We start from the raw sequence: 13922 nt of genomic DNA, 5'->3' as shown, positions 1-13922 counted from the left end.
GTCGTCAGTTCGCGCGCGGCTTCAGGCCGAGTTCCTCGAGCGCACGCGCACCGCCGTCGAGGTTGGTGAGGTTCATGCCGGCGTAGTTGGGCGAATAGACGATCCCCTCCCCGCCGGCCCGGTAGGTCGCCAGCACGCTGCGGTAGACGATGTCCGGCGTACACACGGCCTGGTCCTTGCGCTCGCGCGGCGCATCGACGCCGATGCCCATGTAGACCTTGGCCTTGCCGGCGCAGCCGCGGACGGCGTCCGCGCACTGGCCGTAGACGTAGGTGTCAGGGTCCATGCCCTTCTGGATGACTTCGCCCCACGGCGCCTCGTCGAGCCCGAGGATGGAATACATGGCGGGCGTGAAGTCGTTGGCGTCGAAGTCGCGCAGGATCGTCCGGCGATAGTGCTCCATCTCCTTCGCGAAGATGTGGCCGGACTGGTGCTGGTAGGTGATCGGCTTCACCCAGTCGGCGTAATCCGTCTGCTCCTCCCAGCCCCACTGCGCCTTGCGCATCGGGTTGAAGTGGTTGCGGTTCCAGACGTTGAGGCCGAAGGACAGCTTCGGATCGCACCACTTGGTGATGCCGTAGAGCTCCCGGTCGAGGTCCTTCGAGCGCTCCAGCCACAGCTTCTCCCAGAGCAGGATCTCCGGGTTGCGCAGCAGGACGCGCATGAACTCCATCAGGGAGTTGTCGGCAAACGTTTTTCCCGCCCGCAGGCCCTTCACCACGTCCCACACGGCATGGAACGCCACCTTCACCCGCTCCACGTCGATGCCGCGCTCGGCGGCCTCGCGCCGGCAGTGCGGACAGAAGCAGCCCGGCGCCTGGCCCTGCAGCATGCGGTCGAGGGGGCTGTTGCGCTCGTTGCACCACATGATCCCGTCGATGTCGTAGCTGCGGCAGTGCTGCTCGACGATGCCGTGCCACCATTTCCGGTAGTGCGGGTTGCTCGTGCAGGGTTCGCCCGCCACCCGGCCGAGCAGGTCGATCTCCAGGCACTGCGGCATGTTGGGGATGAGCACCGCCGCCGCCGAGCCATGGCCGGCGTACTTGAACAGCGGCTCCATGAACTCGGGGATCACCTTCATGCCCCGCGCCTTGGCCTTGGGCAGCACGAGTTCGAGGATGTCCTGCCCGCCCATCTCCGGGTCGGCTGAGGCGAATTCCTTGATGAAGGTGTCGTTGTAGTACTCGGGCCGGGAGCGGATGTAGCTGCCGCCCTGCATGGTGTAGGGCGCCGGCACGCCGTGGTCGGGCCAGCCCTCCAGCGCGTGGGAAATGCGCCGGCCCACCTTGAGGCCGAGCCACGAGATCGTGCCGATCAGCAGCACGTTGACCCCGACCCGGTTCTGCAGCGTGTCGAGGACGGTGTCGACGCCCTCGTCGATGAAGCTGATCGGGCTGATCTGCATCCCGACGAAGGGATCGCCGGCGGGCTTGGCGTTGGCTTGGCTCATGGTTCCGGTCTTCCGGTGGGGCAAGGGGTTCAGCCGTCGACGCGCATGCGCGGGTCGAAGGCGGATCGCAGGCCGTCGCCGACGAGGTTGCAGGCAACGACGACGGTGAGGATGGCGATGCCGGGGAATGTCGAGATCCACCAGGCCCGGCGCAGGACCTCGCGGCCCTCCGCCGACATGAGGCCCCATTCGGGGATGGGCGGCTGGGCGCCGAGGCCGAGGAACGACAGGCCGGAACCGATCAGGATGGCGTTGCCGACCTGCAGGGTCGAGAGCACGACGACCGGCGCGTAGCAGTTGGCCAGCACGTGGCGGGTCATGATCCGCCACGTGGGGTTGCCGACCACTCTTGCGGCCTCGACGAAGGGCAGTTGCTTGACGGACAGCACGCTGCCGCGCACCAGCCGGGCGTATTGCGGCACCGTCGCCACGCCGACCGCGATCATGACGTTCTGGATCGAGGGCCCCAGCGCCGCGATGACGACGAGCGCGAGAAGGATCGAGGGAAAGGCGAGCAGCGCGTCCATCACCCGCGAGATGCCGGTGTCCCACCATCCGCCGCGATATCCGGCGACGAGGCCCAGGAACACCCCCGGGACCGCTCCGAGCGCCACGCTGATGAAGCCCAGCTGCAGCGAGATCTGCGAGCCCACCAGGACACGGCTGAAGACGTCGCGTCCGAGGAGGTCGGTTCCGAACCAGAACGCCGCGGACGGCGCCTGCCGCGCCATGTCGACGGTCTCGGTCGGGTCATAGGGCACGACCCGCGTGCCGAGCACTGCCACGACGCCCCAGGCAAGGAGCACGATCGCACCGCCGACCGCTCCCTTGTTCCGCAGGAAGCGCCGCAGCCAGGGCGCCGACGCCCAGCGGCGGCGCGGCGCCAGCTCGCCTCCCGCGGCGGCCGCGGCGGTGTCGGCTCCAGCGCTCATGAGCCGTACCGGATGCGCGGGTCGAGCCACGCATAGGCGATGTCCACCGCGAGGTTCACCGCGAGGTAGACCGTGGCCAGGAACAGGATGCACCCCTGTACCAGCGGATAGTCCTTCGAGAGGATGGCGCTGACGACGAGGCGGCCGACGCCGGGGCGGCTGAAGACGGTCTCGGTCACCACAGCACCGGCCAGCATGCCGCCGAACTGAAGCCCGACCATCGTTACGACGGGGATCAGGGCGTTCTTGAGGCCGTGGCGCCACAGCACCAGCCGCTCGGGCAGGCCCTTGGCCCGGCTCGTGCGGATGTAGTCCTCCGACAGCACCTCGATCATGCTGGAGCGGATCAGGCGCGCGATGAGGCCCGACGAGACGAGCCCCAGCGTCAGTGCCGGCAGGACGAGGCTGCGCCAGTCGTCAGCGCCCGCTGGCGGGAACCAGCCGAGAATGAACGAGAAGACGAGGATGAATACGAGACCGAGCCAGTAGACCGGCATCGAGGCGCCGACATAGGCGATGCCCATCGCAGCGGCGTCCACGGCGCTGTTCTGGCGCAGCGCCGCGACCATGCCGAGCGGAACGCCGATCAGCAGGGCGCAGGCGAGGCCGGCGACGCTGAGCTCGATGGTCGAGGCGAAGCGGTCGGCGATGAGTTCGGTGACCGGCAGGCGGAAGCGGATCGACGTGCCGAGGTCACCCATCAGTGCGTTCAGGAGGAAGCGGCCGTACTGGACGACGAGCGGGTCGTCGAGGCCCATCTCCCTGTGCAGCTCCTGGAGCCGCTCCGGCGAGATCGCCCCACCCTCCGCGCCCGCGAGCATCAGCTCGGCAGGGTCGCCCGGCAGGACATGCATGATCATGAAGACGATCAGCGAGATCAGCCACAGGACGGGCAGCAACTGGAGGATGCGGCCGAGGACGTAGCGACCCATGGCTCACCGGAGGCAGCAGGCGGGATGGCCCGGGCGCGGGCGGGAGGACCCGCGCCCGGGGGACGCTCGGCTCACTTGTCGAGCGTCACGTTGTTCAGGAAGAACCAGTTCCCCTCGGCCCCCATGGTGAAGCCCTTCACCTTGCCCGAGACGGCGACGAACACCGGGTCCGACAGCGTCGGCAGCATCAGCGCGTTCTCCATGATGATCTTCTGCGCCTGACGGGCGGCCTCGCAGCGCTCGTCGATGGAGGGCAGCGCGCGCAGCTTGTTCAGCGTCGCGTCGAGCGTGTCGTCCTTGAACCCGGTCCAGGCCCAGCCGCCGGGCTGGTCCCACTTCGAGTTCCACACCTGGTCGAGGATCAGCGGGTCGGGTGAGCGCTGGCGCTCGTACATCAGCTCGAAGTCGCGCTTGCGCACGCGGTCGAGCTGGACGGGACCGGGAACCACCTCGACCGCGAGGTCGATGCCGGCGCGCCGCATCTGGGCCTGCAGCGCCTCGCCGATCTCCTTGTGGTGCAGCACGTTGTAGCGGATCTTCAGCGGCGTCCCGTCCGGCACGCCGGCCACCCCCTGCGCCTCGCGGATCGGCTTGCCGGCCACCGCCTTCCACCCGGCCTGCTCCAGCAGCGCCTTCGCCTTGTCGACGCTGCGCTCGTACATCTTGCCGGCGCCGTCCCAGTAACACCGGTGGTTGTTGTTGAGCGGCCCCTCCGACGGCGCGTAGTAGCCGTCGTACAGCAGCTTGTTGACCGCAGCCTGGTCCGAGGCGTGGTGCAGCGCACGGCGCACGTTGATGTTGTCGAGCGGCGGCTTGCGGATGTTCATCACCATCTGCAGCCCGGTGCCGGACTGGTCCTTGGAGATGAACTGGACGTTCTTGTCGTTCTTGTAGTCCTCGATGTACTGCGCCGGGATGGTGAAGCCGATCTGCGCGTTGCCGGTCTTCACGACCGAGCCGAGCACCGCGCCCTCGCCGATGAAGCGGATCGTGACCTGGTCGACGGCAACCGGCCCCTTCGTCTTCTGCACGGGGTTCCAGCCGCCATAGCCGGGCCACTTCTTGAAGACGATGCGATCGTTCGGCACCCAGCTGTCGAGCAGGAAGGGTCCGGCGCCGACGAGGTTCTTCGAGAAGTTGGCGAGCCCGTGCTTCTCGGCCGCCGTCGGCGACCAGATCGGCGTGCGCCGCAGCGCGTCGAGCAGCGTCACCCAGGGCGTCTCGTAGGTGATGCGGACGGTCAGCGGGTCGACGACCTCCACCGTCTTCCACGGGCCGACATCGCTCTTGAGCTGCGCCGAGGCCGTCTTGGGGTCGTTGATGCGCTCGAGGTTGTACTTCACCGCGGCGGCGTCGAATGGCGTGCCGTCCTGGAAGGTCACGCCCGACCGGAGCTTGAAGGTCCACACCTTGCCGTCGGGGGAGCTTTCCCACGAGGTCGCCAGCGCCGGCTGGTACTTGCCGTCCGGGTCGAGGATGACGAGCGGATCCGCGACGAACGAGTTGAACAGCCACGTCGACTGGTAGGGGTCGATATGACCGTCGAGCGACGCCGGCTCCTGGTTCGCCGGAAAGGCGATGGTGAGGTTGGACTGCGCGAAGGCCGTGCCGGAGAGGCCGGCGGCGAGCGCGGTGGTGAAGAGCAACGTGCGGAGCGAGCCTGAAGCGGACCTACGGGCCATCGGAGCAGTCCTTTCCCTCAGAAAGACGGCGAAGCCAGGATATTGGGTCGGCGATGCGACGCTCGTCGGACGGACCGCAGAGGCGTCGACGGACAGGGTCAGCAAGCGGAGTGCCAGCCGCGGCACGGCCCGGAGCCGTGCTGTTCTTGTTGTCACACTGGTTTATTGTATAACAAACATACAGTCAACGCCGCCTCGGGCGGCATCCTGCCTGCCGGGCCGGCAGGCCCTCGGAGGGACGCTGATGGCGAGCGAGACGGTGTTGCGGGTCGCGCTCGGCGATGACGTGTATCGGGTCGAGAGGCCGTTCGGAGACGTCGCGCCCGCGGAGGGCCGGATCACGGACGTCGCCGTCGATCTCGCCGGTCGCGTCCACGTCGCCGTCCGCCGGGATTCCCTGGTGGAGGCGCCGCATCCTTCGGTCATCGTCTTCGATCCGGCGGGCCGCCGCATTGGAACGTGGGGCACGGCGGTCGACGCCCACATGCTGGCCTGCGATGCCGCCGGCCGCCTCTGGCTCGTCGATCGCGACGCCCACGTCATCACCGTCCACGACGCCGATGGGACGCCGATGGCCGAACTGGGCAGGCGCGGAAGGCCGGCTTCTCCGTTCAGTCATCCCGCCGACGTCGCCGTCGCCCCCTCCGGCGACGTCTTCGTCGCTGACGGCTACGGCCACGGCTTCGTCCACCGCTTCGACCCCGCCTTGCGCCCCCTCGGGCGGTGGGGTGGCGTGGGAACGCGGCCCGGCGAGTTCCTGACGGTCCATGGGATCTGGGTCATGCAGGATGGCCGGGTCGTGGTCGTCGATCGGGAAAACAACCGCCTGCAGGTCTTCACGCCGGCCGGCGAGCTCATCGCCGTGCTGGATGCGTTCCACCGTCCCTCTGACATCTGGGGAGACGCGCAAGGGCGCCTCTACATCACCGACGCCATACCCACCTTGACCCGCCTCACCCCCGACCTGCGCCCGGACGGCCGCTGCCGCCCGGTGCTGAACGGCGCGCACGGCCTGTGGGGTGCGCCGGACGGGACGCTCTATCTGGCGGAAAGCAACCCCAACCGCGTCACGCGCCTGGTGCCGGAACGGTAGACGGTCCCGGCGTGCCCAGGGTCGCGGCCAGGACGGCCCGCCCCGGCACCTTTGGCTACGCCTCGCCGACCGTCACCGCCGCATCCAGGCGCGTCACGATGGTGTCGCCGGGCCCGCCGTCGGGCCCGCTTGGTTCGCGCGGCCACAACACGGTGAAGTGGCCCACGCGGTGGAGCACGGTCGCCCCCATGTGCCAGACGCCGGGCGCATAGGCGACGCCGACAGTGCCGGGCACGCGGAACGCGTGCAGGTCAGCCGGGTCCGGCTGACCGTCGCCGCGGCGGCCGGCGACGATGACCACGTACTCGGCGACGTCGAGCGGCATGAAGGCCTGCCACGCGCGAGGGTGGTGCTCGAGTGCCGCCACGCTCATTGGAAGCGTCGCGGGGCGCACGTGGTTGACGTGGGCCCGCGCCACCGTGCCCGGGTCGAGGGGCGTCAGGATGTCCGTGAGGTCGAGGCGCGTCCCCGCCTCGGCCGGCGGCACGATCCAGCGACCGAAGCGAGAGAAGTCGCCGCTGCCCGCGGGGGAGAGACGGATCATCGCGACACCCGCCTCATTCGCCGGCCGCCGCGTGCCGCACCGGCGCAACGGCCGCGGCATGGGGATGACGGGCGATCCAGTGGCGCGCGATGTCCGCCCGTCGGCACACCCAGACGCCCTGGCGGGACTGGATGTAGTCGACGAAGCGGATCAGACCCGCCATGCGGGCCGGGTGGCCGATCAGGCGCGGATGCAGGCCCACCGACATCATCTTGGGCGCGTTCGCTCCCTCGGCGTAGAGCGTGTCGAAGGCGTTCACGAGCAGCGCATGGAAGTCGTCGCCCGTGAACAGGCCGCTCGTCAGCTTCACGTCGTTGGTGACCAGCGAGTACGGCACGACAAGGTGGGACTTGCCCGAAACGGTCGTCCAGTAGGGCAACTCGTCGTTGTAGGCGTCGCTGTCGTAGAGAAAGCCGCCCTCCTCCACGAGCAACCGGCGGGTCGCGGTCGAGGGCGCGTAGCGGCAGTACCACCCGACCGGGCGCTCGCCCATCGTCCGCTGGATGGACGCGACGGCACGACGGATGTGCTCGCGCTCCTCGTCCTCGGACAGGCGGTAGTGCTCGATCCAGCGCCAGCCGTGGCAGCACACGTCCCAGCCATGGGCGGCCATGAACGCGGCCGCGGGCGGATTCCGTTCGAGCGCCACGGCGCACCCGAACACCGTCATCGGCAGCCCGCGCTCGGCGAACAGGCGCGCAATGCGCCAGAAGCCGACGCGGGTGCCGTACTCGTACATGCTCTCCGAGGCGAGATCCCGCTCGCCCAGCGGCACGCGCGGAGCCGACACTTCGGTGAGCGCACTCTCCGAACGGCCGTCGCCATCGCCGACCGAGTACTCGGATCCCTCCTCGTAGTTGAGGACGAAGTTCAGGGCGATCCGTGCCCCGCCCGGCCAATCCGCATGCGGCGGACGGCCGGCATAGCCGACGAAGTCGCGCTCGTGCCTGTTTGGCATGTGACCTCCCCCCGGACGAGCCGGGATCACCGCACGCGGTGGACGAAACCGCTCACGTGCGCCGGCCCGTGACCTTGTTGAAGAAACAGCACCAGTCGCCGATGGTGACGTTGGGCAGCGCACGCAGGCCGAAGATCATCCCGTCGGCGGGTGCCTTCAGCACCGCGAGTTCGTCGCCGAACAGGTTGAAGATGCGGGCGATGACCGCGTCCTTCTTCATCGGCTTGAGGAAGTCGACCCCGGGCTCGGGCAGGAACAGGCCGGACGCGGGAGCCAGAAGGGCCTCCTGGGATCCCTTGGTCCGGTTCTTGTCGTACTTCGCCTTGCCCGGCAGCATCTTGTAGTGGCGCAGCACGTTGAGGATGGCGTCCGCGAGCTTCCGGCCCACCTCGGCAAAGGCCTTCGGCGAGGTGGCGGAGCGGCCGCCCAGTTCCACTGTGATGCCGACCTTGCCCTCCTCGGCCATCACGGCCATCGGGTTTCCCTTGGGGTTGGGCGAGGACATGATGCAGCCCCAGCCCGGCCCCATGGCGGTGCCGAGTTCCACCGACTCCGGCCGCTCGTCGACGAACATCGCCTCGGCGAGATAGGAGTGCGCGCCGCCCGAGTGGATGGAGATCTCGAGGTCGGCGACCTTGCGCATCCACTGCGAGTGGGCCCAGGCGATCCGCTCGGAGAAGTAGCCGTTCTCGCGCCCCGGATAGATCCGGTTCATGTCGTGGCTGAACGTGTCCAGCGGATTGCCGCGGCACGCCGCCTCGTAGGCCGGCACGTTGATCACCGGCACCAGCACCAGCGTGCCGGAGAGGTTCTCCGGCTTCACCTCGCGCATCAGGATCTGGCAGGCGAGCGGCCCCTCCGGCTCGTCGCCGTGGATGGCGCCGTCGATCCACAGGACGGGCCCCGGCTGCACGCCGTTGATGACGACCACCGGGATGTCGACGCTCGACCCGCCGGCCAGCGTCACCGTGGGGATCGCGCCGCGCACCATGGTGCCGGGTGCGGCCTTCGCCGTGCCCACCTGCACCGCCTTCGCCTTGGCCGGCTTCGCCTTCGCCGCCGCCTTTGCCCCCGCCGCCATCGTCAGATCCCCTTCACCTGCTTGTATTGTTCCAGTTCCTCGGGCGTGTAGACCTGCATGAACTCGATCTCGATGCCGCCCGCGTCATTGTCGAGGAAGGCCACGTAGCCCTCCGGATGCGCGTGGCTGCCCTTCACGCCGCACGCCTTGCACAGGCGCAGCTCGGCGCCCTGCTTCTGGGCGTGCTCCAGCGCCTTGTCGATCGAGTCGACCTCGTAGCAGATGTGGTGCAGCCCCTCGCCGCCCCGCTCCTTGATCCAGGTGTCGAAGCGGCCGCCCGGGTCCATCGACTCGCAGAGCTGGTACTCGATCCCACCGAGATTGAAGAGCGCGACCCGGTTCCGGGACTTCTCGTACTCCATGATCTTCGTGTCGCCCGGCACGCACAGGAAGCGCGAGTAGCTCTCGAGCGCCTTCTTCGCGTCCTTCACGGCGAAGGCCATGTGCTTGATGCCGATGACGTTGGGATTGTCGGACTTGACGGGTGCGTTCATGGGTTTCCTCCTCCGGTCGGTCAGGCGCGCCGCGCGGCGACGAGTGCCTTCACGACCTTTTCCATGCGGTTGGCCGCCTCCTGCACCTTGGCCAGCGGCTGCAGCAGCGAGATGCGGACGTAGTCGTCGCAATGGTCCCCGAAGAGCGACCCCGGGAACATCATCACCTTCCCTTCCTCGAGCAGCTTCACGCAGAAGTCTGACGCGCTGAGGCCGGTGGAGGAGACGTTGGCGTAGACGTAGAACGCGCCATTCGGCCGCGCATAGGACAGGCCCATCCTGTCAAGCGCGGCACACATCAGCTTGCGCCGCTCGTCGTAGAGCCGGCGCGCGTCCTCCACGCAGTCCTGCGGGCCGGTGAGCGCGGCAAGGGCGGCATGCTGGCTCACCGCCGGCGCGCAGATGGCGAGGCCGTGGTGGATCTCCGCCATCGGCGTCGTGAACGCCTTCGGCGCCGCGAAGTAGCCGACGCGCCATCCGGTCATCGAGTAGGCCTTGGAGAAGCCGTCGATGGTGATGGTCCGCTCCCGCATCCCGGGAAGCGCCGCCACGCGCTGCACGCGCGCGTTGTCATAGGTGAGCTTCGCGTAGATCTCGTCCGAGATCACGATCAGGTCGTGCTCGATGGCGAGCGCGCACAGCTTTTCGATCTCGGACGGCGGGATCACCATGCCCGTCGGGTTGGACGGGTTGATGAGGCAGAGAATGCGCGAGTTGGGGGTCAGGACCTTCGCCACCGACTCCGCCGTCAGCGCGAACCCATCCTTCTCGTAGGTCGGGACGGTGACGATCTTGCCTTCGGCGAGCTCGACCGCCTGGTGATAGGAGTTGTAGCCCGGGGACGGGATGATGACCTCGTCCCCCGGGTTCACGAGCGCCAGCATTGCGACGAACATCGATTCCTGTGCGCCGGCGGTGACGACGATCTCGTCGGGCGAGTATTCCGCCCCGCCGTCGCGGCGGATCGACTCGGCGATCGCCTTGCGCAGCTCGGGCATCCCCAGCGGATGGGTGTAGTGGGTTGCTCCCTTGGCGAGCGCCGCCCTCCCCGCCTCCACGATGTGCGCCGGCGTGTCGAGGTCGGGATCGCCGCGGCCGAGCGCGATGACGTCGGTGAGCTTGGCGGCGATGTCGAGCATCTTCGTCCGGACGGACGACTGCTTGATCTTCACCCGGTCGGCGAAGCGGGCTGCGGCGGGGGTAACGGGTGCGTTCATCACTTGCGATCCACGGAACGGGGGTCGAGGACCTGGCTCAGGCGGTCGCCGAGAAGGTTCACCGCCATGACGGCCAGGAAGAGGGCAAGGCCCGGGAAGATCATCGTCCAAGGCGCGTAGCGCATGTATTCGCGGCCGGAGTTGAGCATGGCGCCCCATTCCGGCGTGGGCGGCTGGGCGCCGAGGCCGAGGAAGCTCAGCGTCGCCGTGGTCAGGATGGCGTTGCCGAGGTCGAGCGTGCCCAGCACGACGAGAGTCGGAACCGCGTTCGGCAGCAGGTGCCGCGCCATGATGCGCAGGTCGCCGGCGCCGAGCGCCCGGGCCGCCTCGATGAACGGCTGCTCCTTCACCACCAGCACGGCGCCTCGGACGACGCGCGCGAAGCGCGGCACGCCGGCGATGGCGACCGCGATGACGACGTTGACGAGGCCGACGCCGAGCACCGACACGACGAGAATCGCCATGACGATCTGCGGGAACCCCAGCATCACGTCGATGAAGCGCGAGCCCCACTCGTCGATCCGCCCGCCGACGTAGCCCAGCAGGATGCCGATGAAGCTGCCCGCCAGCAGCGACAGCGTCACGGTGGCGATGCCGATCGTGATCGAGTACCGCGCCCCGTAGACGACGCGCGAGAACACGTCGCGGCCGTGCAGGTCCGTCCCGAACCAGAACTCGGCCGAGGGTCCGGTGAGCCGCGGGCCCAGGTCCGTCTCGTTCCAGTCGTAGGGGACGACCCACGGCGCCACGATCGCCATCACGACGATGAGCGCGAGCACGAAGGCACCGGCCGCGGCGCCGGGATGACGCATGAACCGCCGCAACGTGCGGAAGCGTCGTGACCGCACGGCAACCGGGGCGGGAGCGGCCACCGCGCTCATGCGGCCCTCCCCATGCGGATGCGCGGGTCGATGATGCCGTAGAGGATATCGACCATCAGGTTGACGAAGAGGTACGCCGCCGTCGTGTAGACGACGAGCGCCTGCACGAGCGGCATGTCCTTGGTGAGCACGCCGTCGACCAGCATGGTGCCGAGGCCCGGTCGGGCGAAGACGTTCTCCGTCACCACGGCCCCGCCGATCAGCACGCCGATCTGGACGCCGAGCAGGGTCACGGGCGGGATCATCGCGTTGCGCAGGGCGTGCTTGAGCACGATGCGCGCCCGCGGCAGGCCTTTCGCCCGCGCTGTGCGGATGTAGTCCTGCCCCATCGCCTCGATGATCGAGGAGCGCACGAGGCGGGCGAAACCACCGGCGATGAAGAGGCCCACCGTGATCGACGGCAGGATCAGCGCCGGCAGGCCGCGTCCGACGATCGGCACCCAGCCCAGCACGTTGCCGAAGACATAGATGAGCAGCATGCCGATCCAGAAGGACGGCAGCGACACGCCGACGAGCGCCAGCGTCATGCACAGCGTATCGACCCAGCTGTTCGGTCTGATGCCGGCGAGAATCCCCAGAACGAGCCCCACCACCAGACCGACCAGAAGGCCGCCCAACGCCAGCTGGAGCGTCGAGTCGGCCTGCTCCAGGATCATCTTCCCAACGGGCTGGCGGGTGCGGAAGCTTTCGCCGAGGTCGCCCTGCGCCGCCCTGCCGAGGAAGGTGAAGTACCGTTCCACCACCGGCCGGTCGAGGCCGAGCCGAGCGCGCTCGTTGGCCCGGACCTCCTCGGAGGCCGGCACGCCGGCCAGCATGAGGTTCACCGGGTCGCCCGGGATCACCTGGAGTACGACGAACACGACCGTCCAGGTGAACAGGAGAACCGGAATCATCCCGGCGATGCGGCGAAGGACGTAGCCCATGGTCGGCTGCGGATCCTCGGTGAAGCAGAGGGAAGGCTGGCGGAGCGCCGCGCGGGCGCTCCGCCCGTTGCGTCAGTTGGCCGGCTCGACGTCGTGGAGACGCACCTGCCACTGGCCGGCGGCGTACCGCAGGCCCTTGATCTTGGACGAGTGCACGACCGTCTGGACCTGGTCGTGGACGGGGAAGAAGATCGCGGCGTCCATGATCATCTTCTGCGCCTGCGAGTAGAGCTTGGCGGCGTCGGCCGGCGAGGTGGCCGAGCCGGCGTCGGCGAGCAGCTTGTCGAGGTTCGGGTCAGCCCACCGCGCCCAGTTGAACTTGAACTTGCCCGGCTCCGGGATGTTCGCGCTCGTGAACGGGATGGTCAGCACCGAGGCGGAGTTGTTGACCCAGCGGATCGGCAGCAGGTCGTACTCGTTCGCGAAGATGAGCTCGTCCTGCTTCTGCTTGAGGACGTTCTCGACCTTCACGTCGATGCCGACGCGCTTGGCATCGCCCTGGATGGCCACGCAGGTCTCCGGCTCGAGCAGGCACGGCGCGTAGACGCTGAGCGGCTTGCCATTCTTCTCTCGGATGCCGTTGGCGCCGACCTTCCAGCCCGCGTCCTCCAGCATCTTCGCCGCCTTGTCGCGGTTGAAGGGATAGTAGGCCTCCACCGCCTTGTCATAATGCGGCGACGAGGGGGCAAGCGGCCCCCACGCCGGCTTGGCGAGCCCGAAGAACAGGTTCTGCGACAGCTTCGGCCGGTCGACGGCCGTCATGAACGCCTCGCGGACGGCCTTTTCCTGGAACGGGCCGCGCGAGGTGTTGAGCAGGATGCCGTAGGGCAGGCCCGCGGCGACGCCGACGGCGGCCTTGAACTTGCCGCTGTCCGCGAGCCGCTTGGTGTCGAGCGGCGGGGTGATGTCGGAGATCTGCACCTCGCCCGCCTCCAGCGCGGCGACGCGCGTGGCCGCGGCCGGGATGAACCGGTGGACGATCTTGGCGACCTTCGACGGCCCCTTGTTGGTCGAGAACTCGGGGGCCCACTTGTAGTCGGGGTTGCGCTCGAGGATGACCTCGCGCCCCTTCTCCCACGAAACGAACTTGAACGGCCCGGTGCCCACGGGCGCCTGGGCGAAGCCGGTGTTGCCGAGCTTCTGCACCGCCGTGGGGCTCACGGGCGACAGTTCGTTCTCCGAGTATGAGGAGACGGCGTCCGCGAACGGCCGCTTGTAGCGCACCCGCACCTCGTAGGGGCCGAGGACGTCCGTGCCCTCGTACGGGCCGAGCATGTCGATGGCGCCCTGCGAGCCCGTCTTGGGGTCGGCGATGGTGTCGAAGGTGAACTTCACGGCCTCGGCGTTGAACGGCGTGCCGTCGTGGAACTTGACGTCCTCGCGCAGCTTCAGCGTCACGGACTTGTTGTCCGGCGCCACCGTCCACGACTTGGCGAGGCCCGGATAGAGCTTGCCGTTCTCGTCGGCTGCGACGAGCTGGTCGAAGACCTGCACGATCACCTGCTCCTCGTGGCGCGACTGCGTCACGCGCGGGTCGTAGGTCACGTCGCTGTTGCTGTCGTCGGCCCAGACGATCGTGAGATCCTGCGCCTGTGCGAACGTGGCGGGTCCCAGCAGGCCGGCGATGATCAACGTTCCGGCCAGGAGGAAATTGCGGCGTCCTGTCATCGTGTTCCCCTCTCGTACCTGCCCACGCCAGCTGCGCGGGTCCGTTTCAACATGTCGTCGTCCCCGC

At 68.5% G+C, this 13922-nt stretch carries 13 protein-coding genes; 1 reads left to right on the top strand and 12 read right to left on the bottom strand.

Annotation, left to right across the window (positions count from 1 at the left end; all coding sequences use genetic code 11):
- Positions 1 to 4: 4 nt before the first annotated feature.
- The 4 genes from ACX9GQ_RS03035 to ACX9GQ_RS03020 form a co-directional block, all read right to left on the bottom strand.
- The gene (locus ACX9GQ_RS03035; RefSeq protein ID WP_459628062.1) at positions 5 to 1450 is read right to left on the bottom strand and encodes a hypothetical protein; all 1446 of its coding nucleotides are present in this window, start codon (positions 1448 to 1450) and stop codon (positions 5 to 7) included.
- Between the two features lie 29 nt (positions 1451 to 1479).
- Positions 1480 to 2382, bottom strand: a complete 903-nt coding sequence (locus ACX9GQ_RS03030) for an ABC transporter permease (protein WP_459628061.1) — start codon at positions 2380 to 2382, stop codon at positions 1480 to 1482.
- Positions 2379 to 3314 (bottom strand): nickel ABC transporter permease, encoded by a 936-nt coding sequence (nikB, locus tag ACX9GQ_RS03025; RefSeq protein ID WP_459628060.1) that lies wholly within the window; start codon positions 3312 to 3314, stop codon positions 2379 to 2381. The genes ACX9GQ_RS03030 and nikB overlap by 4 nt, the downstream gene beginning before the upstream one ends.
- 71 nt (positions 3315 to 3385) lie before the next feature.
- Positions 3386 to 4996: an ABC transporter substrate-binding protein gene (locus ACX9GQ_RS03020; RefSeq protein ID WP_459628059.1), complete on the bottom strand. Its 1611-nt coding sequence runs from the start codon at positions 4994 to 4996 to the stop codon at positions 3386 to 3388.
- 244 nt (positions 4997 to 5240) lie between these two features.
- On the opposite strand from ACX9GQ_RS03020, the gene ACX9GQ_RS03015 reads away from it, so the two are divergent.
- Positions 5241 to 6089 (top strand): NHL repeat-containing protein, encoded by an 849-nt coding sequence (locus ACX9GQ_RS03015; RefSeq protein WP_459628058.1) that lies wholly within the window; start codon positions 5241 to 5243, stop codon positions 6087 to 6089.
- 55 nt (positions 6090 to 6144) lie between these two features.
- Here ACX9GQ_RS03015 and ACX9GQ_RS03010 read toward each other — a convergent pair whose 3' ends face one another.
- The 8 genes from ACX9GQ_RS03010 to ACX9GQ_RS02975 all read right to left on the bottom strand — a co-directional run bounded on the left by ACX9GQ_RS03010 (position 6145) and on the right by ACX9GQ_RS02975 (position 13855).
- Positions 6145 to 6633 carry an ureidoglycolate lyase gene (locus tag ACX9GQ_RS03010; RefSeq protein WP_459628057.1) on the bottom strand — a complete coding sequence of 163 codons (489 nt, stop codon included), beginning with the start codon at positions 6631 to 6633 and terminating at the stop codon, positions 6145 to 6147.
- Between the two features lie 13 nt (positions 6634 to 6646).
- Positions 6647 to 7591, bottom strand: a complete 945-nt coding sequence (locus tag ACX9GQ_RS03005; RefSeq protein ID WP_459628056.1) for an allantoinase PuuE — start codon at positions 7589 to 7591, stop codon at positions 6647 to 6649.
- Between the two features lie 52 nt (positions 7592 to 7643).
- On the bottom strand, positions 7644 to 8672 hold the full coding sequence (locus ACX9GQ_RS03000; RefSeq protein WP_459628055.1) for a succinylglutamate desuccinylase/aspartoacylase family protein: 1029 nt from the start codon (positions 8670 to 8672) through the stop codon (positions 7644 to 7646).
- A gap of 2 nt (positions 8673 to 8674) precedes the next feature.
- Positions 8675 to 9166 (bottom strand): VOC family protein, encoded by a 492-nt coding sequence (locus ACX9GQ_RS02995; RefSeq protein WP_459628054.1) that lies wholly within the window; start codon positions 9164 to 9166, stop codon positions 8675 to 8677.
- 20 nt (positions 9167 to 9186) lie between these two features.
- Positions 9187 to 10383 carry a pyridoxal phosphate-dependent aminotransferase gene (locus ACX9GQ_RS02990; protein WP_459628053.1) on the bottom strand — a complete coding sequence of 399 codons (1197 nt, stop codon included), beginning with the start codon at positions 10381 to 10383 and terminating at the stop codon, positions 9187 to 9189.
- On the bottom strand, positions 10383 to 11264 hold the full coding sequence (locus ACX9GQ_RS02985) for an ABC transporter permease (protein WP_459628052.1): 882 nt from the start codon (positions 11262 to 11264) through the stop codon (positions 10383 to 10385). Before ACX9GQ_RS02985 ends, ACX9GQ_RS02990 begins: the two co-directional genes overlap by 1 nt.
- Complete coding sequence (locus ACX9GQ_RS02980) at positions 11261 to 12187, bottom strand: ABC transporter permease (protein ID WP_459628051.1); 927 nt, start codon at positions 12185 to 12187, stop codon at positions 11261 to 11263. The genes ACX9GQ_RS02985 and ACX9GQ_RS02980 overlap by 4 nt, the downstream gene beginning before the upstream one ends.
- Positions 12188 to 12259: 72 nt before the next feature.
- The gene (locus tag ACX9GQ_RS02975) at positions 12260 to 13855 is read right to left on the bottom strand and encodes an ABC transporter substrate-binding protein (protein WP_459628050.1); all 1596 of its coding nucleotides are present in this window, start codon (positions 13853 to 13855) and stop codon (positions 12260 to 12262) included.
- Positions 13856 to 13922: the final 67 nt, after the last annotated feature.

The sequence above is a fragment of the Alsobacter sp. R-9 genome (assembly GCF_054612375.1).
The sequence above is the reverse complement of the archived record's forward strand: the minus strand, read 5'-3'. Positions and strand labels throughout refer to the sequence as shown.